The 20,676-nt window shown below is 63.7% G+C and carries 19 protein-coding genes; 11 read left to right on the top strand and 8 right to left on the bottom strand.

Going from position 1 to position 20,676, the window contains the following annotated elements; all coding sequences use genetic code 11:
• Positions 1-26: 26 nt before the first annotated feature.
• From BLW71_RS15305 to BLW71_RS15330, 6 genes are all read left to right on the top strand, one after another.
• Positions 27-830 (top strand): pyrimidine 5'-nucleotidase, encoded by an 804-nt coding sequence (locus tag BLW71_RS15305; protein WP_091797236.1) that lies wholly within the window; start codon positions 27-29, stop codon positions 828-830.
• Complete coding sequence (gene slmA, locus BLW71_RS15310; protein WP_091797239.1) at positions 797-1,498, top strand: nucleoid occlusion factor SlmA; 702 nt, start codon at positions 797-799, stop codon at positions 1,496-1,498. Before BLW71_RS15305 ends, slmA begins: the two co-directional genes overlap by 34 nt.
• Positions 1,499-1,791: 293 nt before the next feature.
• Positions 1,792-2,937, top strand: a complete 1,146-nt coding sequence (gene metX / locus BLW71_RS15315; protein ID WP_091797243.1) for a homoserine O-succinyltransferase MetX — start codon at positions 1,792-1,794, stop codon at positions 2,935-2,937.
• Entirely contained in the window at positions 2,934-3,542 is a 609-nt protein-coding gene (metW, locus tag BLW71_RS15320; protein WP_007179691.1) for a methionine biosynthesis protein MetW, read from the top strand. Before metX ends, metW begins: the two co-directional genes overlap by 4 nt.
• 14 nt (positions 3,543-3,556) lie before the next feature.
• On the top strand, positions 3,557-4,951 hold the full coding sequence (locus BLW71_RS15325) for an AmpG family muropeptide MFS transporter (protein ID WP_091797246.1): 1,395 nt from the start codon (positions 3,557-3,559) through the stop codon (positions 4,949-4,951).
• Positions 4,948-6,225 carry a M48 family metallopeptidase gene (locus BLW71_RS15330; RefSeq protein WP_091800895.1) on the top strand — a complete coding sequence of 426 codons (1,278 nt, stop codon included), beginning with the start codon at positions 4,948-4,950 and terminating at the stop codon, positions 6,223-6,225. Before BLW71_RS15325 ends, BLW71_RS15330 begins: the two co-directional genes overlap by 4 nt.
• Positions 6,226-6,323: 98 nt before the next feature.
• On the opposite strand, the gene BLW71_RS15335 is transcribed toward BLW71_RS15330, so the two are convergent.
• From BLW71_RS15335 to gatC, 5 genes are all read right to left on the bottom strand, one after another.
• Positions 6,324-7,103, bottom strand: a complete 780-nt coding sequence (locus BLW71_RS15335) for an exodeoxyribonuclease III (RefSeq protein ID WP_091797249.1) — start codon at positions 7,101-7,103, stop codon at positions 6,324-6,326.
• Between the two features lie 46 nt (positions 7,104-7,149).
• Positions 7,150-7,989 (bottom strand): PPK2 family polyphosphate kinase, encoded by an 840-nt coding sequence (locus BLW71_RS15340; protein ID WP_091797252.1) that lies wholly within the window; start codon positions 7,987-7,989, stop codon positions 7,150-7,152.
• 134 nt (positions 7,990-8,123) lie between these two features.
• The gene (gatB, locus tag BLW71_RS15345; protein ID WP_091797257.1) at positions 8,124-9,599 is read right to left on the bottom strand and encodes an Asp-tRNA(Asn)/Glu-tRNA(Gln) amidotransferase subunit GatB; all 1,476 of its coding nucleotides are present in this window, start codon (positions 9,597-9,599) and stop codon (positions 8,124-8,126) included.
• Positions 9,600-9,604: 5 nt separating this feature from the next.
• Positions 9,605-11,092, bottom strand: coding sequence for an Asp-tRNA(Asn)/Glu-tRNA(Gln) amidotransferase subunit GatA (gatA, locus tag BLW71_RS15350; protein WP_091797260.1), 1,488 nt, complete (start codon positions 11,090-11,092; stop codon positions 9,605-9,607).
• A gap of 193 nt (positions 11,093-11,285) precedes the next feature.
• Positions 11,286-11,585 (bottom strand): Asp-tRNA(Asn)/Glu-tRNA(Gln) amidotransferase subunit GatC, encoded by a 300-nt coding sequence (gene gatC, locus BLW71_RS15355; RefSeq protein ID WP_091797263.1) that lies wholly within the window; start codon positions 11,583-11,585, stop codon positions 11,286-11,288.
• A gap of 381 nt (positions 11,586-11,966) precedes the next feature.
• Here gatC and BLW71_RS15360 point away from each other — a divergent pair, with 381 nt between their 5' ends.
• The 5 genes from BLW71_RS15360 (at position 11,967) to rodA (ending at position 18,410) form a co-directional block, all read left to right on the top strand.
• The gene (locus BLW71_RS15360) at positions 11,967-13,010 is read left to right on the top strand and encodes a rod shape-determining protein (protein ID WP_004189550.1); all 1,044 of its coding nucleotides are present in this window, start codon (positions 11,967-11,969) and stop codon (positions 13,008-13,010) included.
• A 153-nt stretch (positions 13,011-13,163) separates the two neighbouring features.
• Positions 13,164-14,288 (top strand): rod shape-determining protein MreC, encoded by a 1,125-nt coding sequence (gene mreC, locus BLW71_RS15365; RefSeq protein WP_091797266.1) that lies wholly within the window; start codon positions 13,164-13,166, stop codon positions 14,286-14,288.
• Positions 14,285-14,797 carry a rod shape-determining protein MreD gene (mreD, locus tag BLW71_RS15370; RefSeq protein WP_091797269.1) on the top strand — a complete coding sequence of 171 codons (513 nt, stop codon included), beginning with the start codon at positions 14,285-14,287 and terminating at the stop codon, positions 14,795-14,797. Before mreC ends, mreD begins: the two co-directional genes overlap by 4 nt.
• 141 nt (positions 14,798-14,938) lie before the next feature.
• On the top strand, positions 14,939-17,251 hold the full coding sequence (gene mrdA / locus BLW71_RS15375; protein ID WP_091797273.1) for a penicillin-binding protein 2: 2,313 nt from the start codon (positions 14,939-14,941) through the stop codon (positions 17,249-17,251).
• A gap of 10 nt (positions 17,252-17,261) precedes the next feature.
• Positions 17,262-18,410 carry a rod shape-determining protein RodA gene (gene rodA / locus BLW71_RS15380; RefSeq protein WP_091797276.1) on the top strand — a complete coding sequence of 383 codons (1,149 nt, stop codon included), beginning with the start codon at positions 17,262-17,264 and terminating at the stop codon, positions 18,408-18,410.
• Between the two features lie 91 nt (positions 18,411-18,501).
• Here rodA and BLW71_RS15385 read toward each other — a convergent pair whose 3' ends face one another.
• From BLW71_RS15385 to queD, 3 genes are all read right to left on the bottom strand, one after another.
• Positions 18,502-19,203 carry a tetratricopeptide repeat protein gene (locus BLW71_RS15385; protein ID WP_091797279.1) on the bottom strand — a complete coding sequence of 234 codons (702 nt, stop codon included), beginning with the start codon at positions 19,201-19,203 and terminating at the stop codon, positions 18,502-18,504.
• Positions 19,200-19,982: an HpcH/HpaI aldolase family protein gene (locus BLW71_RS15390; RefSeq protein WP_091797282.1), complete on the bottom strand. Its 783-nt coding sequence runs from the start codon at positions 19,980-19,982 to the stop codon at positions 19,200-19,202. Before BLW71_RS15390 ends, BLW71_RS15385 begins: the two co-directional genes overlap by 4 nt.
• A gap of 246 nt (positions 19,983-20,228) precedes the next feature.
• Positions 20,229-20,672: a 6-carboxytetrahydropterin synthase QueD gene (queD, locus tag BLW71_RS15395; RefSeq protein WP_091800899.1), complete on the bottom strand. Its 444-nt coding sequence runs from the start codon at positions 20,670-20,672 to the stop codon at positions 20,229-20,231.
• Positions 20,673-20,676: the final 4 nt, after the last annotated feature.

Here is a 20,676-nt window from a genome sequence, read left to right on the forward strand (position 1 = left end):
TTCGCGCCTGAACGGCGTTCTCCATCATGCGCACCCCCACTTCCCGACGCCGTCGTCCGCATATCGCAGGTGGCCGTCCGGTCTGGCTGTTCGACCTCGACAACACGCTGCACCACGCGTCGCACGCGATCTTTCCGGCGATCAATCAGGGCATGACGCAGTACATCATCGACGCCTTGCAAGTGGACATCGACGAAGCAAACCGGCTGCGCACCGGCTACACGCAGCGTTACGGCGCGGCGCTGCTCGGCCTCACGCGCCACCATCCGCTCGATCCGAACGACTTCCTGAAGGTCGTCCACACCTTCCCCGATCTCGGCTCGATGATCCGTCATGAACGCGGTGTCGCGCGCCTCGTGGCCGCGCTGCCGGGCCGCAAGATCGTGCTGACCAACGCGCCCGAAGCCTATGCGCGCGCGGTGCTGGCCGAACTGCGCATCGAGCGCCTGTTCGAACAGGTGATCGCCATCGAACACATGCGCGATCGCCGCCACTGGCGCGCCAAACCCGACCACGCAATGCTGCGCAAAGCCATGCGCGACGCTCACGTGTCGCTCAAGGATGTGATCCTCGTCGAAGACACGCGCTCGCATCTGAAAAACTACCGGCGTCTCGGCATCCGCACGGTGTGGATCACCGGTCATCTGCCGCGCAAGCCACACGCCGACGGCATACCGACGCGCCTGCCGGGCACCGGCCGGCCGCACTATGTCGACCGGAGCATTCGTTCGTTAAAATCGCTACGACTGGGCACCCGCTCGGTTCGATTGAAGGGACAGCAGACGGGACGACAGCCATGCAGCCGATCGACAAGCCTGACGAAGCCTTAACCGAACACGAACCGACCGCCACGCTCGCCGCCCCGCGCGCGCCGCGCCTGAAACCGGGCGAGCGCCGCGTGCACATCCTCCAGACGCTCGCCGCCATGCTGGAAGCGCCCAAGAGCGAAAAGATCACCACCGCGGCGCTGGCCGCCAGGCTCGGCGTATCGGAAGCCGCGCTGTACCGGCATTTCGCCAGCAAGGCGCAAATGTTCGAAGGGCTCATCGAGTTCATCGAGCAAACCATCTTCGGGCTGATCAACCAGATTGCCGACAAGGAAAGCAATGGCGTGCTGCAGGCGCGTTTGATCGCGTTGATGCTGCTCAACTTTCCCGCGAAAAACCCCGGCATGACGCGCGTGCTGACCTGCGAGGCGCTGGTCGGCGAACATGAACGGCTGACCGAGCGCGTGAATCAGATGCTGGAACGCGTCGAGGTGTCGCTGAAACAATGTCTGCGCCTCGCGCAAATGGAGGCCAACACTGGCGCGAGTTCGGGCGACAACGCCAGCGAGCAGCACGCCGCCGCCCCGCTGCCCGCCGGCTACGATCCCGCGATCCGCGCGAGTCTGCTGCTGAGCTATATCATCGGCCGCTGGCACCGTTATGTGCGTAGCGGCTTCGCGCGGCCGCCCGCCGAACAGGCCGACGCGCAATTGCTGCTGATTCTTCAGTAGTCCGCGCGGCATGCGCCCGCGACGTTGCCGCGCGAAAATTTCCGCTATACTTTGCGCCTGACCGCGGCACCTCGAACCATCAAGGACCGCTGTCCGCAACACCCCGAACACCTGCTTGACAACCTGTTACGCGCCGATTTGCTGACTCGATTGCGGGCGCGCGAACTGCCGGGAATGACTCCCGCGGTTCACTATAAATGCGGCTAAAGAGGTCGTCAGCCGCGCACACAGTCATAGTCCCCGTGCTTCGCCGACGCCATCTAGCCGCCCTGTTTTGTTAAATGGCGGAATGAATGGAATCGATCGGTATCGTCGCTCCCCAAAAAATGCATTTCACCGAGCCGCTGCAGTTGCAGAACGGCAGCTCGCTGGCCGGTTACGACCTGATGGTCGAGACCTACGGCACGCTCAACGCCGCGCGTAGCAATGCGGTGCTGGTGTGCCACGCGCTCAACGCCTCGCACCACGTGGCGGGCGTGTACGCCGACAATCCCAAGGACATCGGCTGGTGGGACAACATGGTCGGCCCGGGCAAGCCGCTCGACACCGACAGGTTTTTCGTGATCGGCGTGAACAACCTGGGATCGTGCTTTGGCTCGACCGGGCCGATGAGTATCGATCCGGCCACCGGCAATCCTTACGGAGCGACGTTTCCCGTCGTGACGGTGGAAGACTGGGTCAACGCCCAGGCGCGCGTCGCCGATCAGTTCGGCATTACGCGCTTCGCGGCGGTGATGGGCGGCAGCCTCGGCGGCATGCAGGCGCTCGCGTGGAGCATGATGTATCCGGAGCGCGTCGCGCATTGCATCGTGGTGGCGTCCACGCCGAAGCTGTCGGCGCAGAACATCGCCTTCAACGAGGTCGCGCGCTCCGCGATCCTCTCGGACCCGGACTTCCACGGCGGCAACTACTACGCGCACAACGTGAAGCCCAAGCGCGGCTTGCGCGTCGCGCGCATGATCGGCCACATCACGTATCTGTCGGACGACGACATGGCCGAGAAATTCGGCCGCTCGCTGCGTCGCGCGGAAGGCGCGCTGGATGCGTACAACTTCAATTTCGACGTGGAGTTCGAGGTGGAGTCGTACCTGCGTTATCAGGGCGACAAGTTCGCCGACTACTTCGATGCGAACACGTACCTGCTGATCACCCGCGCGCTCGACTATTTCGATCCGGCCAAGGCCTTCGACGGCGACCTGACGAAGGCAGTCGCGCACACCACGGCAAAATATCTGATCGCCAGCTTCACGACCGACTGGCGGTTCGCGCCGGCCCGCTCGCGCGAACTGGTGAAAGCGCTGCTCGATCACAAGCGCACGGTGACCTACGCGGAAATCGACGCGCCGCACGGCCACGACGCCTTCCTGCTCGACGACGCGCGCTATCACAACCTGATGCGCGCCTACTACGAACGTATTGCGAACGAGGTGAACGCATGAACCAGCGAGCACTCGATTATCTGGCGCTGCGCCCGGACTTCCGCGCGATCGCCCGCTGGGTCGAACCACGCGCCACCGTGCTGGATCTGGGCTGCGGCGACGGCTCGCTGCTCTCGCTCCTAACCGAAGAACTGGACGTGCTGGGCTACGGCATCGAAATCAACGACGCGGGCGTGCTGGCGTCGACGCAAAACGGCGTCAACGTAATCCAGCAGAATCTGGAAGACGGCCTGCGCCTGTTCGAAGACGGCAGCTTCGATTTCGCGATTCTGTCGCAGACGCTGCAAACCATTCACCAGACGGCCGCGATCCTGCGCGAGACCGTGCGGGTCGGCAAGGAATGCATCGTGTCGTTCCCGAACTTCGGCTACTGGGCGCATCGGCTCTCGGTGCTGCGGGGCCGCATGCCGGTGTCGAAGTCGCTGCCTTATCAATGGCACAACACGCCGAACGTGCGCGTGCTGACCATCAAGGATTTCGAGGCGCTCGCGCCGGAAGTGGGCATCGAGATTCTCGACCGGGTCGTGCTCCACGAGGGCCAGGTCGTGCGTTGGGGCGTGAACTGGCGTGGTAGTCTTGCGGTCTATCGCGTCAAGAAAAGCTAACGCAAGTTATCCACATGTCGAACCCGCCGCACGAGGCGCCTGCACTTACCGCTCACGAAGAACACCCCGGCTGGCGCGCGTTCCTGAATACGCGCATGCTGATCTGCGTCTTTCTCGGCTTTACGTCGGGATTGCCGCTGTTCACGCTCGTCTATCTGGTGCAGGCGTGGTTACGCTCAGAAGGCGTCAATCTGAAAGAGATCGGCCTCTTTGCGCTGATCCAGTTCCCGTACACCTGGAAATTCATCTGGGCCCCGCTAATGGACCGCTATGTCCCGCGTTTTCCGGGCTGGCGTCCCGGCAGACGGCGCGGCTGGATGCTGGTCACGCAGATTCTGGTGGCCGGCGCGATCGGAACGTTGGGATTCGTATCGCCGAAAGACTCGATCTGGACGGTGGCGGCGTTGACGGCGCTGGTCGCGTTCTTCGGCGCGAGTCAGGACATCGTGATCGACGCCTACCGGCGCGAGTTGCTGAGCGACACGCAGCAGGGGCTCGGCAATGCGGTGCATGTGAACGCCTACAAGATCGCGGCGCTCGTGCCCGGTTCGCTCGCGTTGATCCTGTCCGACCATTTGCCGTGGAGCACCGTTTTTATCGTCACCGCCGCGTTCATGCTGCCCGGCATGGTGATGACATTGGTAGTGCGCGAGCCCGAGGTGCACGGCACGCCGCCCAAGAACCTGCGCGACGCTATCGTGCAGCCGTTCAAGGAATTCATTCAGCGCGACGGCTGGCGTGGCGCGCTGTTCGTGCTCGGCTTCATCTTTCTGTACAAGCTCGGCGACACGATGGCGACCACGCTGTCCACATCGTTCTTTCTCGACATCGGCTTTTCGCGCACGCAGATCGGCGTGATCGCTAAGACCACCGCGTTCGGCGCGAGTCTGGCGGGCGGGATCGTCGGCGGAATCTGGCTGATGAAAATCGGCATTGGCCGGGGCTTGTGGATCTTCGGCATCCTGCAGATGGTGTCCACGCTCGGCTTCGCGTGGCTCGCGCATCTCGGACCGGCTTCGCCCGGTCTCGCGGCGATTTACGACATCGCTGTCTGGCTGAGCCAGGGCACGACGAAGCTGCTTGCGCTGGTGGGCATCGATTGGGCCGTACAGCTCGAACCGCGCTCCGTTGCGCTAGCGCTCGTCTACGGCTTCGAAACCTTCGCCACCGGCCTGACGATGGCGGCTTTCACCGCCTATATCGCCAGCACCACCGATCCCCGCTACACGGCCACCCAGTTCGCGCTCTTCACGAGCCTCGCTTCCGTGCCGCGCACGCTGGCCTCAGCGGCAAGCGGTTATGTGGTCGCGCAGATCGGCTGGTTCGATTACTTCATCGTTTGCACCGCGCTGGCGTTGCCCGGCATGGTGCTTCTGCTGCGTATCGCGCCGTGGAGGACGCGGTCGTGAAGGCGCTTCTCCCGAAGGCCGTACTGCGCCCGATTACGTCCCGGCGTCCTGCGCGCAACGCGAGACGCGCGGCTCTGCACGCGGTGTGGTCGCTCGGCTGTGTGAGCCTGACGTTGGCCGCGCCCTTGAGCGCCTACGCGACCGCCATGCCGGCCACTGCTACCAGCACGGCCGCACCCGCATCGGCGCCGGCACCCGCCACGTCGGCTGCGCCAACAGCAAAGGCCGCAGCGGCCGCCGCGAGCACGGAAAGCGCGACATCGGCGGTGCAAGGCACGACCAACGCCGGCAGCGCCGTGGGCGCCGGCAGTGCGCCCGCCATTGCCACACCGCCCTCGGCGGCGCCGTCGACGCCATCGCCATCGGCTCCGGTCACGGCGAGGACGCCGGCGCCGTCCGCAGCCGCCAAAGCGCCCGCCGGCACATCAATGCCTGCCGCGGCGTCCGCACCGTACAGCCCGACGAACACGCAGCTGCGCTACGGCGGCTATCTGGTGTTCCGCAACCTGATTCCTTCGCCGATGCTCGAGGCGCAAGCCGCCGAAGAGTTCAACCAGATCGCCTACGGCGCCGAGCACGCGAACCGGCTGTATGGCGACGCGGACGCGCACGTCACGCGCGTGCGCTCGATCGTCGACAAGCTGATCCCGTACTCGCTGAAATGGAACGAGCGGGCCAAGAACTGGAAGTGGGATGTGGCGGTGGTGCGCTCGCCCGATATCCGCATGTACTGTCTGCCGGGCGGCAAGATCGTCGTGTATGGCGGGCTGCTCGACCGCGCGCGTTTGAACGACAACGAACTCGGCATGCTGATCGGCCACGAGATCGCGCACGCGCTGCGCGAACATGCGCGCGAGCGGCTCGGCCAACTGCAGGCGAGCCAGCTCGACTCGTCGGGTACGATCCCGCAACTGTTCGGACTTGCCGACCTCGGTGCGGCGCCGCTCGGCATCGGCTCGCGCCTCCTGGAAATGAAATACGAGAATACCGATGAAACCGAAGCCGACGTGATCGGCAGTGATATCGCGTCGCGCGCCGGCTTCGATCCGCGCGCGGCGGTCACGCTCTGGGACAAGCTCGCGCAGGCCACGCGCGGCAATCGCGATCAGGGCTTCATCTACGTGCATCCGTACACGCCGGCGCGCCGCCAGGACATCATCAAACGTCTGCCCGACATGCTGCCGCTCTACGCGAAAGCGATCGGCAAAACGGTGGATGCGCTGCCGGACTACGGCGGCATGGGCCGCCCGCGCCGCACACCGGCCCGCAACTGAGCGGCGTGGGCTGAGCGCGGCGCGGCTCTTGTCCGTCGAAGCGCGCCCCTGCAGGAAGGCTACTTTGGCCTCGCCTTCTGCCAGAACGCGGGCCCTGCTTACTTCTTCACCTTGTGGTCGTAATCGACCGTCAACGGCGCATGGTCGCTGAACTTGATATCGCGAAACACGTCAGTGCGTTTCGCCTTGCTCGCGATACCTTGCGTCGCGATCTGATAATCGATCCGCCACCCGACGTTCTTCGCATACGCCTGACCGCGATTGCTCCACCACGTGTACTGCTCCGGCCGCTGGTCGAGCGTGCGGAACACGTCGACGTAACCCACTTCGTCGAACAGTTTGGTGAGCCATGCGCGCTCTTCCGGCAGGCAACCCGAGTTCTTCTGATTGCTCTTCCAGTTCTTGATGTCGATTTCCTTGTGGACGATGTTCACGTCGCCGCACACGATCACTTCGCGCTCCTGAGCCAGTTCCGCGAGATGCGGCATGAACTCGTCCATGAAACGGTATTTGGCCTGCTGGCGTTCGTCGCCGCTCGAGCCCGACGGCACGTACACCGAAATCACCGACAGCTTGCCGAAACGCAGTTCGACATAGCGCCCTTCCGGATCGAACTCCTCGCTGCCGAAGCCGATTACCACTTCGTCCGGTTCGTGACGCGTGTACACGCCCGCGCCGCTATAACCCTTCTTCACGGCGTGCTGGAAATAGCCGGTGAAGTTGTGTGGCGCCATGAATTCCGGCGTCATGTCGTCTTGCGAGCATTTGATTTCCTGCACGCACAGCACGTCGGCTTTCTGTTCGCCGAACCAGTCGAAAAAGCCCTTCTTCGCCGCTGAACGGATGCCGTTCAGGTTGGCGGTAATCACACGCAACATGTCGTTCCTTATATGGTCGATTCGTTTCTGAAGCAAAGGGGCACGCTCACGCGATCTTGATGCCCTTCAGCGATTCTTTGGCAGGCGGAAATTCGAGCTTCAGCGTCTCGAATGCGCGCAACAGCAACTCAGCCACCATCACATTGCGATGCGTCTTCGAGTCCGCCGGAATCACGTACCACGGCGCGTATTCGGTCGATGTCGCGGCGAGCGCCTCGCCATAGGCCACCTGATATTTGTCCCACTGCTTGCGGGCTTCGAGATCGGCGACGTCGAATTTCCAATGCTTGGTCGAATCGTCGATACGCGCCTGCAAACGCACACGCTGCTCTTCTTTCGAAATGTGCAGCATGCACTTGATGATGGTCGTGCCGCTATCTGCCAGCAATGCTTCGAACTGGCGGATGTGGCGGCAGCGTTGCGCGAAGGCTGGCGCGTCCAGGTTGCCGAGCACCGTGGGCACCAGCAGATCTTCGTAATGACTGCGGTTGAAGATCGTCAGTTCGCCCGCCGCAGGCGCTTGCGCATGCACGCGCCAGAGAAAGTCGTGCGCGAGTTCGACGGGCGTCGGCGCCTTGAACGGCACGATGCGCAAACCCAGCGGATCGACGTCGTGAAACACCGCGCGGATCGTGCCGTCCTTGCCGCTCGTGTCCATGCCCTGCAGCACCAGCAGGACGCGGCGCGTCTGCTGCGCATGCAGGCGCTCCTGCTGGGAGTCGAGCTTCTCGCCGATCTCCAGGAGGCGGGCTTTGTCGGCGTCTTTCGAACCGGCCGAAAAGGGTTTTGCAGCCGGATCGAAACCGTCGAGCGAGAATTTGTTTTTCTTCTTGCCGTCGTCGAAATACGGCACGCGGAAGTCGTCGAGTTCAGGTTGCCTGGCCATCCACACACTCCGTGATCTGCGTTTAAACGGTCCCGCAAATGAAACGGGCCGTTGCCCCACTTTCGTTTCCGGCAACAGCCCGCGGTAGCCAAAGCGCGAACGCTTCGGCCGTGCTTTTTTAACTCAGCTTCAACTCAGGACAGCTTCTTCTTGAGCAGTTCGTTTACCTGCGCCGGATTCGCCTTGCCCTTGGTCGCTTTCATTGCCTGACCGATCAGCGCGTTGAACGCCTTTTCCTTGCCGGCGCGGAATTCCTCGACCGACTTCTGATTCGCAGCGAGCACTTCGTCGATGATCGCTTCGAGCGCGCCGGTATCCGAAATCTGCTTCAGGCCCTTCGCTTCGATGATGCGATCGGCAGCGGCTTCGTCGGTGGCTTTCTCTTCCCAGATCGCGAGGAAAATTTCCTTGGCGATCTTGTTGGAGATCGTGCCGTCGGCGATACGTTGCAGCAGCAACGCGAGTTGCGCTGACGACACCGGGCTTGCTGCAAAGTCGAGGCCTTCGCGATTCAACTGCGACGACACTTCACCCATCAGCCAGTTAGCCGCAGCCTTCGCATTGGACGAGCCGACTTTGCTCACCACCGCTTCGTAGTACGCCGCCATCGCCTTGCTCGAGGTCAGCACGTTGGCGTCGTAAGGCGTCAAACCGTATTGCGTGACGAAGCGTTGTTGAATCGCGACCGGCAGTTCCGGCATCTCGCTCTTCACGCGCTCGACCCACGCCGCGTCGATCACGAGCGGCATCAGATCGGGATCAGGGAAATAGCGGTAATCGTGCGCGTCTTCCTTACTGCGCATGGAACGCGTTTCGCGCTTGTCCGGATCGTATAGACGCGTTTCCTGCACCACCGTGCCGCCGTCTTCGATCAATTCGATCTGACGGCGCACTTCGTACTGGATCGCTTCTTCGAGGAAGCGAAACGAGTTCAGGTTCTTGATCTCGGCGCGCGTGCCGAATTCGGCCTGACCGACCGGACGCACCGACACGTTCGCGTCGCAACGGAATGAGCCTTCCTGCATGTTGCCGTCGCAGATGCCGAGCCACGTGACGAGCGTATGCAGCGTCTTGGCGTAGGCGACCGCTTCCGCCGCGCTGCGCATTTCCGGCTCGGTGACGATTTCGAGCAGCGGCGTGCCGGCCCTATTCAGGTCGATGCCGGTCATGCCCGCGAAGTCTTCGTGCAGCGACTTGCCCGCGTCTTCTTCGAGGTGGGCGCGCGTGAGGTTGACGACCTTCTCGTACGCTTCCTTACCCGCCTTTTCATTGGCCGGCACCTGAATCGTCACCTGGCCGCCTTGCACGACGGGGATTTCGTACTGGCTGATCTGATAGCCCTTCGGCAGATCGGGGTAGAAATAATTCTTGCGCGCGAAGATGCTGCGCGGCGCCACCGTCGCGCCGATCGCGAGACCGAACTGGATAGCGCGCTCCACAGCGCCGCGGTTCATTACCGGCAACGTGCCCGGCAAGGCCAGATCGACGGGGCACGCTTGCGTGTTCGGCGCAGCGCCGAATTGCGTCGAGGCGCCAGAAAAAATCTTCGACTGGGTCGACAGTTGCGCGTGGGTCTCCAGACCGATCACGACTTCCCATTGCTTGGTCATGGTGCTCACACTCCTGCCGGTGCCTGGCGGTGCCACTCGGTCGCGCGCTGGAACGCGTCGGCCACCTGCAGCATCCGGGCTTCATTGAAATAGTTGCCGATGATCTGCAAACCAACCGGACGCTGCGCATTCGCGCCCGCGCCGAAGCCGCACGGCACGCTCATGCCCGGCAAACCGGCGAGGCTCACCGACAGCGTGTAGATGTCGGCCAGATACATCTGCACCGGATCGTCGCCCTTCGCGCCCAGATCCCACGCCACTGAAGGCGCGACCGGTCCCATGATCACGTCGCACTGCTTGAACGCTTCCTGGAAGTCCTGCGCGATGATGCGGCGGATCTTCTGCGCTTGCAGGTAGTACGCGTCGTAATAGCCATGCGACAGCACATAAGCGCCGACCAGAATGCGGCGCTTTACTTCCGGACCGAAACCTTCGGCGCGCGACTTCTTGTACATGTCGAGGAGATCGCGATACTCCGCGGCGCGATGGCCGAAGCGCACGCCGTCGAAACGCGACAGGTTCGACGAAGCTTCCGCCGGCGCGATCACGTAGTACACCGGGATCGACAACTCGGTTTTCGGCAGCGAGACCTCGACCAGCGTGGCGCCGAGCGCTTCGTATTGCTTCAGCGCGGCGTCGATCGAGGCGCGCACGTCGTCGGCGAGACCGGCGCCGAAATACTCTTTCGGCAGGCCGATGCGCAGGCCGGCGAGCGGCTTGTCCGCACCGTCTTCTTTCCACGGCTTGCCGAGGTAGCGCGTGTAGTCTTCGTCGTCACGCACGAGGCTGGTCGAATCGCGCTCGTCGAAGCCCGCCATGGCGTTGAGCAGCGTGGCGCAATCGGCGGCGCTTTGCGCCATCGGACCGCCCTGATCCAGCGACGAGGCGAACGCGATCATGCCGTAACGCGACACGCGGCCATACGTCGGCTTGATGCCCGTAATGCCGGAGAACGACGCCGGCTGACGGATCGAGCCGCCGGTGTCCGTGCCGGTCGCGGCGGGCGCGAGGCGCGCGGCCACGGCCGCGGCCGAGCCGCCCGACGAACCACCCGGCACAGCCTTGACGTCCCACGGATTCTGCACGGGACCAAAGTACGAATTCTCGTTGGACGAGCCCATCGCGAACTCGTCCATATTGGTCTTGCCCACGCACACCATGCCGGCATTCTGCAGACGCGCGACCACGGTCGCGTCGAACGGGCTCTCGTAGTTCGACAGCATTTTCGAGCCGGCCGTGGAGCGCCAGCCCTTGGTGACGAACACGTCCTTGTGCGCGATCGGCAGGCCGACCAGCGGACCGGCGTGGCCGGTATGAAGCAGCGCGTCCGCGGCTTTTGCCTGCGCGAGCGTCAGATCGGGGTCCACCTGGATGAATGCGTTCAGGCTGTTGGCCGCGTCGATCCGCTTCAGATAGAGCTGAGCCAGTTCGACTGCGGAGCATTCCTTGGCCGTCAATGCGGCGCGCAGTTCGGTCAAACTTTTTTCATGCATTGCGTTTTATCCTGAAGAGCGCGGCAGCGCAGTCACGCTGCCGTGGAGGCATTCGGCTGCCCGCCGGCAAGCCGAGCCGAGAAAGCCGGCGACGACGGTCGTGCGAGCACCGGGGCCACGAGTCGATATGCCGCAAGCCGGCATATCGGCAGCCGCCTGGCGCGCATGCCGCGCCAAGCTCGCAAAGCGGGTGTTACTCGATCACCTTGGGCACGAGGTACAGGCCTTCCTGCACGGCCGGCGCCGGGCGCTGGAAAGCTTCGCGGTCGACCGTTTCGGTCACCGCGTCGTCGCGCAAACGCAGCGCGACGTCTTCGATCTGCTCGATCGGGTGGGCAAGCGGGGCGATGCCGGTGGTATCGACCGCCTGCATCTGCTCGACGAGGCCGAAAAAATCGTTGAGCTGAACGAGCGTGTGCTCAGCGTCGGCGTCGGCCAGTTCGAGCCGCGCAAGATGCGCGATACGTTTTACATCGGTCAGGGTCAGAGCCATGCAGTCACCGGAAAATGTGGTGGACCGCCGCAGCACGCCAAAAAACAGCGCTGCGACAGCGGGTTACGACGCTGGAGGAAGCCCTCGAAAAAGGGGCCAGCGGCGGCAAAAAGTGCCGTCCGTTTCCTTCAAAACATCCAAAATTATAAGGTATCATTACGCGTTCGACCCAAACCCGGACCGTCTTACCAAGGCCTTTCTGAACTATTCCCCAAGATCGTTCGGATTTTTCTGACCTGGCTTTGCACCGGCCTCCGGTAGACTCCCTCGCAGCTTCAAGTTCCTGTGGCGCCGCTTCCGCCCGGTTGAAGCTGTTATTTTTTCCGCTGCCGCCCTGCGCATACGTTGCGAGGCCCGGCCCCAAGCGAGACAGGATTTTGAATGTTCGGTTTTTTGCGCAGCTACTTCTCCAACGATCTGGCCATTGACCTCGGCACGGCCAACACGCTCATCTACATGCGTGGCAAGGGTATCGTTCTTGATGAACCGTCGGTGGTCTCGATCCGCCAGGAAGGCGGTCCCAACGGTAAGAAAACCATCCAGGCAGTCGGCAAGGAAGCCAAGCAGATGCTCGGCAAGGTGCCGGGCAACATCGAAGCGATCCGCCCCATGAAAGACGGCGTGATCGCCGACTTCACCGTCACCGAGCAGATGATCAAGCAGTTCATCAAAACTGCTCACGAATCGCGCATGTTCTCGCCGTCGCCGCGCATCATCATCTGCGTGCCGTGCGGTTCGACCCAGGTCGAACGCCGCGCGATCAAGGAAGCCGCGCACGGTGCGGGCGCTTCGCAGGTCTACCTCATTGAAGAACCCATGGCTGCTGCAATCGGCGCCGGCCTGCCGGTGTCGGAAGCCACCGGTTCGATGGTCGTCGACATCGGCGGCGGCACGACCGAAGTCGGCGTGATCTCGCTCGGCGGCATCGTGTACAAGGGCTCCGTGCGCGTAGGCGGCGACAAGTTCGACGAAGCCATCGTCAACTACATCCGCCGCAACTACGGCATGCTGATCGGCGAGCAAACCGCCGAAGCCATCAAGAAGGAAATCGGCTCGGCCTTCCCGGGTTCCGAAGTCAAGGAAATGGAAGTGAAGGGCCGTAATCTGTCGGAAGGCATTCCGCGCAGCTTCACGATCTCCAGCAATGAAATTCTCGAAGCCCTCACCGATCCGCTGAACCAGATCGTGTCGTCGGTAAAGATCGCGCTCGAACAAACGCCGCCGGAACTGGGCGCCGACATCGCCGAGCGCGGCATGATGCTCACGGGCGGTGGCGCATTGCTGCGCGATCTGGACCGCCTGCTCGCCGAAGAAACCGGCCTGCCGGTGCTCGTCGCCGAAGACCCGCTGACCTGCGTTGTGCGCGGCTCGGGCATGGCGCTCGAACGCATGGACAAGCTGGGCAGCATCTTCTCGTACGAGTAAGCGAGCCCGTCTCCATGTCAGTAGCGCGGATCTGGCAAACGGCCCCTTGCGGGCCGGTTTGCCGTTGGCTGGACCTGCCAGCCTCCGCTCGCTGAACGCGCGTTCCTCGCGCGCCGCCGTCTCACCCAACCGCTCACGCCCCCGGCGCCGACCATGGAATACAGTCCGCCGCCCCTGTTCAAGCAAGGACCGTCCGCTCTCGCACGACTCGTGTTTTTCGTCGTGCTGGCGCTCGCCCTGCTGATCTCCGACGCTCGCTTCAAAACGCTCGAAATCGTGCGTGGCGTGCTCGGCGCGGGTCTTTATCCGTTGCAACGCGCGGCACTCGTGCCTCGCGACATGTTCGTGGGCGCCGCCGACCTGGCCGTGACCAGCGCCACGCTGCGCAGCGAAAACGACAAGCTGCGCACCAAAGACCTGCAGCTTTCGCAGCAAGCCAATACGGCAGCCGGGCTGGCCGCCGAAAACGCGCATTTGCGCGCGCTGCTGCAACTGTCGCAGCGTTCCACCACGGAATCGCTGCCCGCCGAGATCCAGTACGACACGCGCGATCCTTTCACGCAGAAGGTGGTGATCGGCCGCGGTGCACAGCAAGGCATTCAGAATGGTTCGCCGGTCGTCAACGAAGACGGCGTGATCGGTCAGGTGACGCGCGTCTTTCCGCTGCAAGCCGAAGTGACGCTGCTCACGGACAAGGACCAGGCGGTGCCCGTGCAGATCGTGCGCACCGGCTTGCGCAGTGTGATTTACGGCACGCCGAAGGGCGACACGCTCGATCTGCGCTTCGTGCCGATCAGCGCCGACATCCAGTCCGGCGACGAACTCGTCACGAGCGGACTCGACGGCGTCTATCCGCCGGGGTTGCCGGTCGCCAAGGTGGTGCGGGTCGACAAACAGGCCGATACGGCGTTCGCGCGCGTGATCTGCCTGCCGATCGCACCGGTGCGCGGCGCCCGTCAGTTGCTGGTGCTGCACTACGTGAACAATGTGCCGCCGCGTCCCGCCGAAGTACCCGACGCAGCCACGGCCGCGAAGGAGGCGAAAGCGAAGAAGGGCGCCAAGCCGGCAGACGGTAAAGCTGCGGCGGACAAATCGCCGGCAAAGGTGGGGGAAAAATCCGCGGGTGAAAAACCCGCGGCCGAGAAGCCCGCAGCGGCCAAGCCCGCCGAAAAGGCGCCCGCCAAACCGGCAGCCGCGGACAAGAAGTCCGCCACCGAAAAGAAACCGGCCGCTGAGAAGAACGCGAAGCCGCAAGCCACGCCGGGGGCACAGCCATGAACCGTCCGCAATACATTCTGCAGCCGGTCAACCCGTACTTCATCTCGTTCAGTCTCGCGGCCGCGTTCCTGCTGAATCTGATGCCGTGGGGGCGCCTTATCGGCGTGCCGGACTTCGTCGCGCTCGTGCTGCTGTTCTGGAACGTGCACCAGCCGCGCAAAGTCGGCATGGGTATCGCGTTTTCGCTCGGTTTGCTGATGGACGTGCACAACGCCAGCCTGCTCGGCGAGCACGCACTGGCGTACACGCTGTTGTCGTACGGCGCGATCACCATCCACCGCCGCGTGCTGTGGATGTCGCTCGGCGTGCAGACCTTCGCGGTCATGCCGCTGCTGGTGGTCGCGCAACTGGTGCCGTTCGTGATCCGTCTGCTGACGGGCGCGGCGTTTCCGGGTTGGGGTTATCTGATCGACGGTTTCGTCGAAGCCGCGCTGTGGCCGGTCACCAGCGTGCTGCTGCTGATGCCGCAGCGCCGCCCGGCCGACCCGGACGATACCCGGCCAATTTGATCACGCATCGGGCCCGCCGGCCGTTCTGATGGAACCCGCTTTGCCGGCCCGCTCGACGCGCATCGCTGTTCATGCCTTCCGGTTCCGGCCGGAAAAGGCGCACACTCATGATGGCCGTCAACCGGCCTTTTGCAGAATCGCATGACCGAATTCAAGGACACTCAGCAACAGCTCTCGAAGTTCCGCCTGCGCGTCGCGGCGGCGGGTCTGTTCGTGTTCGTGTGCTTCGGGCTGATCGGTTTCCGCTTCCTGTTTCTGCAGGTCTGGCACTACAGCAAATATTCGCTGCAGGCCGATGAAAACCGCATTTCCGTCGCGCCGATCGTGCCGAACCGCGGCATCATCACCGATCGCAACGGCGTCGTGCTGGCGAAGAACTACTCCGCCTACACGCTCGAAATTACGCCCTCGAAGCTGAACGACTCGCTCGAAAACGTGATCGACAACCTGGCCACGGTCGTTTCGATCGACGCGCGCGACCGCCGCCGCTTCAAGAAGCTGCAGGAAGACTCGAAGAACTTCGAGAGCCTGCCGATCCGCACCCGCCTGACCGACGACGAAGTCGCGCGTTTCACCGCGCAGCGCTTCCGTTTTCCCGGCGTGGAAGTGCGCGCGCGCCTGTTCCGCCAATATCCGCTCGGGCCGACGGCGGCGCACGTGATCGGCTACATCGGGCGGATTTCGCAGCGCGATCAGGACCGTATCGACGACGCCAGCGACCAGAACGACAGCGATCCGGACCACTACGATCCGCGGCTCGACGCGAACAACTACAAGGGCACCGACTACATCGGCAAGATCGGCGTCGAGCAGAGCTACGAAACCGAACTGCATGGCCAGACCGGTTTCGAGGAAGTGGAAGTGACGGCCGGCGGCCGCCCCGTGCGCACCTTGTCGCGTACGCAGGCAACGCCTGGCAACAACCTCGTGCTGTCTTTGGATATCGGCTTGCAGCAGGTCGCCGAGCAGGCGTTCGCCGGCCGCCGCGGTGCGCTGGTCGCGATCGAACCATCCACGGGCGACGTGCTTGCGTTCGTGTCCGCGCCGAGTTTCGATCCGAATTCGTTCGTCGACGGTATCGATCAGCAGACGTGGGACGATCTCAACAATTCGCCCGACCACCCGCTGCTCAATCGGCCGCTGCACGGCACTTATCCGCCGGGCTCGACCTACAAGCCGTTCATGGCGCTCGCCGCGCTCACACTGCATAAGCGCACGCCGGGCTGGGGCTTCCAGGATCCGGGCTCGTATACCTTCGGCGGCCACACGTTCCGCAACGACGTGCGTTCGGGCCAAGGCTGGGTCGACATGAACCGCGCGATCGTGGTGTCGAACGACACGTATTTCTACATGCTCGCGCACGATCTCGGCGTCAACAATATCGCCAACTTCATGAAGCCGTGGGGCTTCGGCCAGATCACCGGTATCGACATCTCGGGCGAGGCGCGCGGCATCCTGCCGTCCACCGAATGGAAGCGCAAGGCATACCGCAAGCCCGAACAGCAGCGCTGGTATGAGGGCGAAACGATCAGTCTCGGCATCGGCCAGGGCTACAACTCGTTCACGATTCTCCAGCTCGCTCACGCTACGGCCACGCTCGCGAACAACGGCGTCGTGATGAAGCCGCACCTCGTGCGCGACATCGAAAATCCGATCACGAAAGACACTCGCGCGGTCGTGCGCGATCCGAGCGACAAGATCGCGGTGAAGCAATCGGATATCGACATCATCAAGCGCGCAATGGAAGGCGTCGTGACCAATGGGACGGCGTCGAAACTGTTCATCGGCGCCCCCTATCAGGCGGCCGGCAAAACCGGTACAGCGCAGGTCTACTCGCTGCAAGGCGCGAACTATAAGGGCCACGCAATCGCCGAGCATTTGCGCGACCACGCGCTCTTCATCGCGTTCGCGCCGGTCGAGCAGCCGAAGATCGCGCTCGCGCTGATCGTCGAAAACGGCGGCTGGGGTGCGGAATCGGCGGGTCCGATCGCGCGGAAGGTGCTCGACTACTACCTCGTCGGCAAGAACAAGCCGGGCGCTCAGGCGGCGGCCATCGAAGCGGCGGCGTCGGCGACCCAGGATGCGTCCGCGCCCGAAGTCGGCGATGCACCGTCGCCACAGGATGCGGCGCAGCCGGTCAAGGTCGCGGCGGGCTTCACTGCCCTGCCGATTCCCGGTGCGGCTTCGGCGGCAGCGGCGGCCTCCGCGGCGGCGGCTGCGAAAGCAGCGTCTGCTGCGGCCGCGGCTTCCGCGCCGGCGGCTGCATCGGCACCGTTGGCCGCCTCGACGTCCGCGACTTCTGCCGCAAAGAATTCAGCGTCGCGTAAATCCGGCGTCCCGCATAAACCCCGCCCGGCTAGCGAGCCGGTGCCGACCGCCGCGGCACCGTCGCGCGAAGACGGCACTCAGGGCACGTCGCCACGCCAGCCGGTTTCCGGCGGCATCGACGAGTAAGGAGAAAGGCATGCAATTCGACAAGCGCGCCTGGCTCGACCGCATCAAGCGGATGTTCGCGGGCTTCGACCGCCCGCTCGCACTGATCGTGTTTCTGCTGCTGTGCGTCGGCATCGTCACGCTGTACAGCGCGAGTCTGGACGTCCCCGGCCGCGTGGAAGACCAGTTACGCAACATCATGCTCACGTTCGTGCTGATGTGGGCGCTCGCCAATGTTCCACCCACCACGCTGATGCGCTTCGCGGTCCCGCTCTACACGTTCGGGATCGCGTTACTGGTCGCGGTGGCGCTATTCGGCCTCACGCGCAAGGGCGCGAAGCGCTGGATCAATGTCGGGGTGGTGATCCAGCCGTCGGAAATCCTGAAGATCGCCACGCCGCTCATGCTCGCGTGGTACTACCAGCGCCGCGAAGGCGTGATGCGCTGGTACGACTATCTGGTCGGCCTGCTGATTCTCGCGGTGCCGGTCGGCCTGATCGCCAAGCAGCCCGACCTCGGTACGGCCGTGCTGGTGTTTGCGGCCGGCTTCTTCGTGATTTACTTTGCGGGCCTGAGTTTCAAGCTGATCGTGCCGGTGCTGATTGCAGGCGTCATAGCGGTCGCTTCGATCGCCGCCTTTCAGGACAAGATCTGTCAGCCCGAAGTGCAATGGCCGCTGATGCACGATTATCAGAAACACCGTATCTGCACGCTGCTCGACCCGACCTCCGATCCGCTCGGCAAGGGCTTCCACACGATCCAGGCGGTCATCGCGATCGGCTCCGGTGGTCCGCTTGGCAAAGGCTGGCTGAAGGGCACGCAGGCGCATCTGGAGTTCATCCCCGAGAAGCACACTGACTTCATTTTCGCGGTGTTCTCCGAAGAGTTCGGGCTGGCGGGCGGCGTCGTGCTGCTCACGCTATACATGCTGTTGATCGCGCGCGGGCTGTATATCGCGGCCAATGGTGCGACGCTGTTCGGACGCTTGCTGGCCGGCTCGCTGACCATGGCGTTCTTCACCTACGCATTCGTCAATATCGGCATGGTGAGCGGCATCTTGCCGGTGGTCGGCGTGCCGTTGCCGTTCATGAGCTACGGCGGCACCGCACTGACCACGCTGGGTGTGGCCATCGGGCTCATCATGAGCGTCGCGCGGCAAAAGCGGTTGATGCAGAGTTAGCGCGGCGAGGCTGTCAGCGAACAAGGCCGCAGAACAAAGGCTGCAAATCGAAGAAGGGGCGCACCATCATCACGGAGCGCCCCTTCTTTATTTATTGCGGCTTCACTTCCTTCTGATCCCGCAACTGCGCGCTGAGTTGCTGATACTTGAGCCGCGCCGCCGGATCGCCCTGCGCCGCTGCGGCAGCGTAATAAGCGCGCGCCACGTTGAGATTCCTGTCTACACCGTCGCCGCCGCGCTCGTAAAACGAGCCCGCCACGTACTGCGCGGTCATGTCGCCGCCTTCCGCCGCCTTCTTGTACCAGAAGAACGCCTGCTTGTTGTCGCGCTCGGTGCCGCGTCCGTCGAGGAACTGATTGGCGAGCGCCAACTCCGCTTGCACGTGCCCTTGCTGCGCCGCCTTCAGGAACCAGCGGTGCGCTTCGACCGGATCGCGCCCGACGAACTCGCCATCGTCGTACATCTTGCCGTACACGTATTGCGCGTGCGACATGTTGGCGTCGGCGGCCTTACGCAGCCATTTCTTGCCTTCATCCACATTGGCCGGGCCGCCTTCGCCGTTGAGCAGCATCATGGCGTAGTTGAACTCGGCGAGCCGGCTGCCGCGCTCCGCGGCCTTGCGGAACTCGGCCAGCGCCGCGCCGAGATTGCCGGCGTTGTAGTCGGCGACCGCGGTTTGCGTCTGCGGATCGTTCGACTTCGCCACGCGGTCCTGCGCATACGCCGCCACATTCGCCATCAACGCCGCCGTGACCGCCAGACGCACCACGACGCACTGCACCATCCCTTTCATGACCTCACCTCCTGCAACGCCTGGCGAGTCGCGCGCAACATCCACATGACGTCCGCGGCCAGAGCGATAAAACGAAATCCGGCGTCGCGATGCTGTTTGGCGCTCGCGACATCCATGGCAAAAATACCGGCGGCAATGCCCGCCTTGTCCGCCGCGCTGACGATGCGCGCCATCGCGGCCTGCACGTCGGCATGCTTCGAATCGCCCAGATGACCGAGGCTCGCGGCAAGGTCGGCCGGCCCGACGAACAGGCAATCGACACCCGGCGTCGCCGCGATTTTTTCCACCTCCTGCAAGCCGCGCGCCGACTCGATCTGCACGATGGTCGCGATCTGCGCGTTGGCCGTCTGCACGTAGTCGCGCCGCATGCCGTAGGCCGCGGCCCGCACCACGCCGGCGACACCGCGCTCACCGTCGAGCGCTCCGGCGCTCGGATATTGCGTGAGACGCACGGCGCGCGCCGCCTCTTCCGCGGACTCGATATTCGGGAACATCAGCGTACGCGCGCCGGCATCCAGCACGCGCTTGACGAGCCACGCCTCGCTGGCGGGCACGCGCACCACCGGCTCGCTCGGCAGATGCGCGGCGGCGATCGCGCGCAATTGCGAGGCGACGTCGCCGCTATCGTTCGGCGCGTGCTCCATGTCGATCAGCAGCCAGTCGTAGCCGGCATGCGCGAGCGCTTCGGCCGCAGCGTCGCTGCCGAGCGAAAGCCACAGACCGAACAGCGGCTCGGTTTCCTTCAGGCGTGACTTGAGGGGATTGGTCAGGCTGCTCATCGCCGCGCTCCGTGGCGGCGATGAAATGCATCGCCTGAACCGCAGTGCGCAATGCCGGCGTGATGGGCGGGGAAAAGACAAAGAGATTGGCTCTGGCCGAGGCGGCCTGGATGCCTGCTGCGACGCAATGCGGTGACCGGCATGTCTCGCTCCGTGTGGTTATCGGAGCGATCATACCGTGACAATAACGCGAGGGTTGGACGGTCCCCAAGGGGACGTCTCGCGAGCCGCGCGGCGGCGTTCGGTTTAGTCGCGGACCACGTCGGCCCAGCAATTCGGCGTCTCGTACAGACGCAGCTTGTGCAAACGCAGATTCACGCCGTAGTGCGCGTCGTAGACGTTCGCGAGAATCTCGAACGCCACGGCGGCAAGGTTTTCGACCGTGGGAATGCGATCGAGCACGACCGTCTTGTGGCCAGCCATCGTTTCCAGGAAACCACGCACCTGCGCGTCGCCTTCATAGACGAGAAACGCGTGGTCCCACTTGTCGACCAGATGCTCGACGGCGAGCGACTTCACGTCGGCGAAGTCCATCACCATGCCGCGATCGGGCGCGCCTTCGGTGTCGACCAGATCGCCTTGCAGCGTGATTTCGAGCACGTAGCGATGACCGTGCAGATTACGGCACTGGCTGCGGTGATCAGGAATGCGGTGACCCGCGTCGAATTCGAGTTTTCGTGTAATCGTCAGCACG

This window comes from Burkholderia sp. WP9, assembly GCF_900104795.1.
In the GTDB taxonomy this organism is placed as follows: domain Bacteria; phylum Pseudomonadota; class Gammaproteobacteria; order Burkholderiales; family Burkholderiaceae; genus Paraburkholderia.

What these genes read in the sequence shown, in the direction of transcription:
- BLW71_RS15305 (WP_091797236.1), top strand. Translation starts at nt 27, where the DNA reads ATGCGCACCCCCACTTCCCGACGCCGTCGTCCGCATATCGCAGGTGGC.
- slmA (WP_091797239.1), top strand. Translation starts at nt 797, where the DNA reads ATGCAGCCGATCGACAAGCCTGACGAAGCCTTAACCGAACACGAACCG.
- metX (WP_091797243.1), top strand. Translation starts at nt 1,792, where the DNA reads ATGGAATCGATCGGTATCGTCGCTCCCCAAAAAATGCATTTCACCGAG.
- metW (WP_007179691.1), top strand. Translation starts at nt 2,934, where the DNA reads ATGAACCAGCGAGCACTCGATTATCTGGCGCTGCGCCCGGACTTCCGC.
- BLW71_RS15325 (WP_091797246.1), top strand. Translation starts at nt 3,557, where the DNA reads ATGTCGAACCCGCCGCACGAGGCGCCTGCACTTACCGCTCACGAAGAA.
- BLW71_RS15335 (WP_091797249.1), bottom strand. Translation starts at nt 7,103, where the DNA reads ATGTTGCGTGTGATTACCGCCAACCTGAACGGCATCCGTTCAGCGGCG.
- BLW71_RS15340 (WP_091797252.1), bottom strand. Translation starts at nt 7,989, where the DNA reads ATGGCCAGGCAACCTGAACTCGACGACTTCCGCGTGCCGTATTTCGAC.
- gatB (WP_091797257.1), bottom strand. Translation starts at nt 9,599, where the DNA reads ATGACCAAGCAATGGGAAGTCGTGATCGGTCTGGAGACCCACGCGCAA.
- gatA (WP_091797260.1), bottom strand. Translation starts at nt 11,092, where the DNA reads ATGCATGAAAAAAGTTTGACCGAACTGCGCGCCGCATTGACGGCCAAG.
- gatC (WP_091797263.1), bottom strand. Translation starts at nt 11,585, where the DNA reads ATGGCTCTGACCCTGACCGATGTAAAACGTATCGCGCATCTTGCGCGG.
- BLW71_RS15360 (WP_004189550.1), top strand. Translation starts at nt 11,967, where the DNA reads ATGTTCGGTTTTTTGCGCAGCTACTTCTCCAACGATCTGGCCATTGAC.
- mreC (WP_091797266.1), top strand. Translation starts at nt 13,164, where the DNA reads ATGGAATACAGTCCGCCGCCCCTGTTCAAGCAAGGACCGTCCGCTCTC.
- mreD (WP_091797269.1), top strand. Translation starts at nt 14,285, where the DNA reads ATGAACCGTCCGCAATACATTCTGCAGCCGGTCAACCCGTACTTCATC.
- mrdA (WP_091797273.1), top strand. Translation starts at nt 14,939, where the DNA reads ATGACCGAATTCAAGGACACTCAGCAACAGCTCTCGAAGTTCCGCCTG.
- rodA (WP_091797276.1), top strand. Translation starts at nt 17,262, where the DNA reads ATGCAATTCGACAAGCGCGCCTGGCTCGACCGCATCAAGCGGATGTTC.
- BLW71_RS15385 (WP_091797279.1), bottom strand. Translation starts at nt 19,203, where the DNA reads ATGAAAGGGATGGTGCAGTGCGTCGTGGTGCGTCTGGCGGTCACGGCG.
- BLW71_RS15390 (WP_091797282.1), bottom strand. Translation starts at nt 19,982, where the DNA reads ATGAGCAGCCTGACCAATCCCCTCAAGTCACGCCTGAAGGAAACCGAG.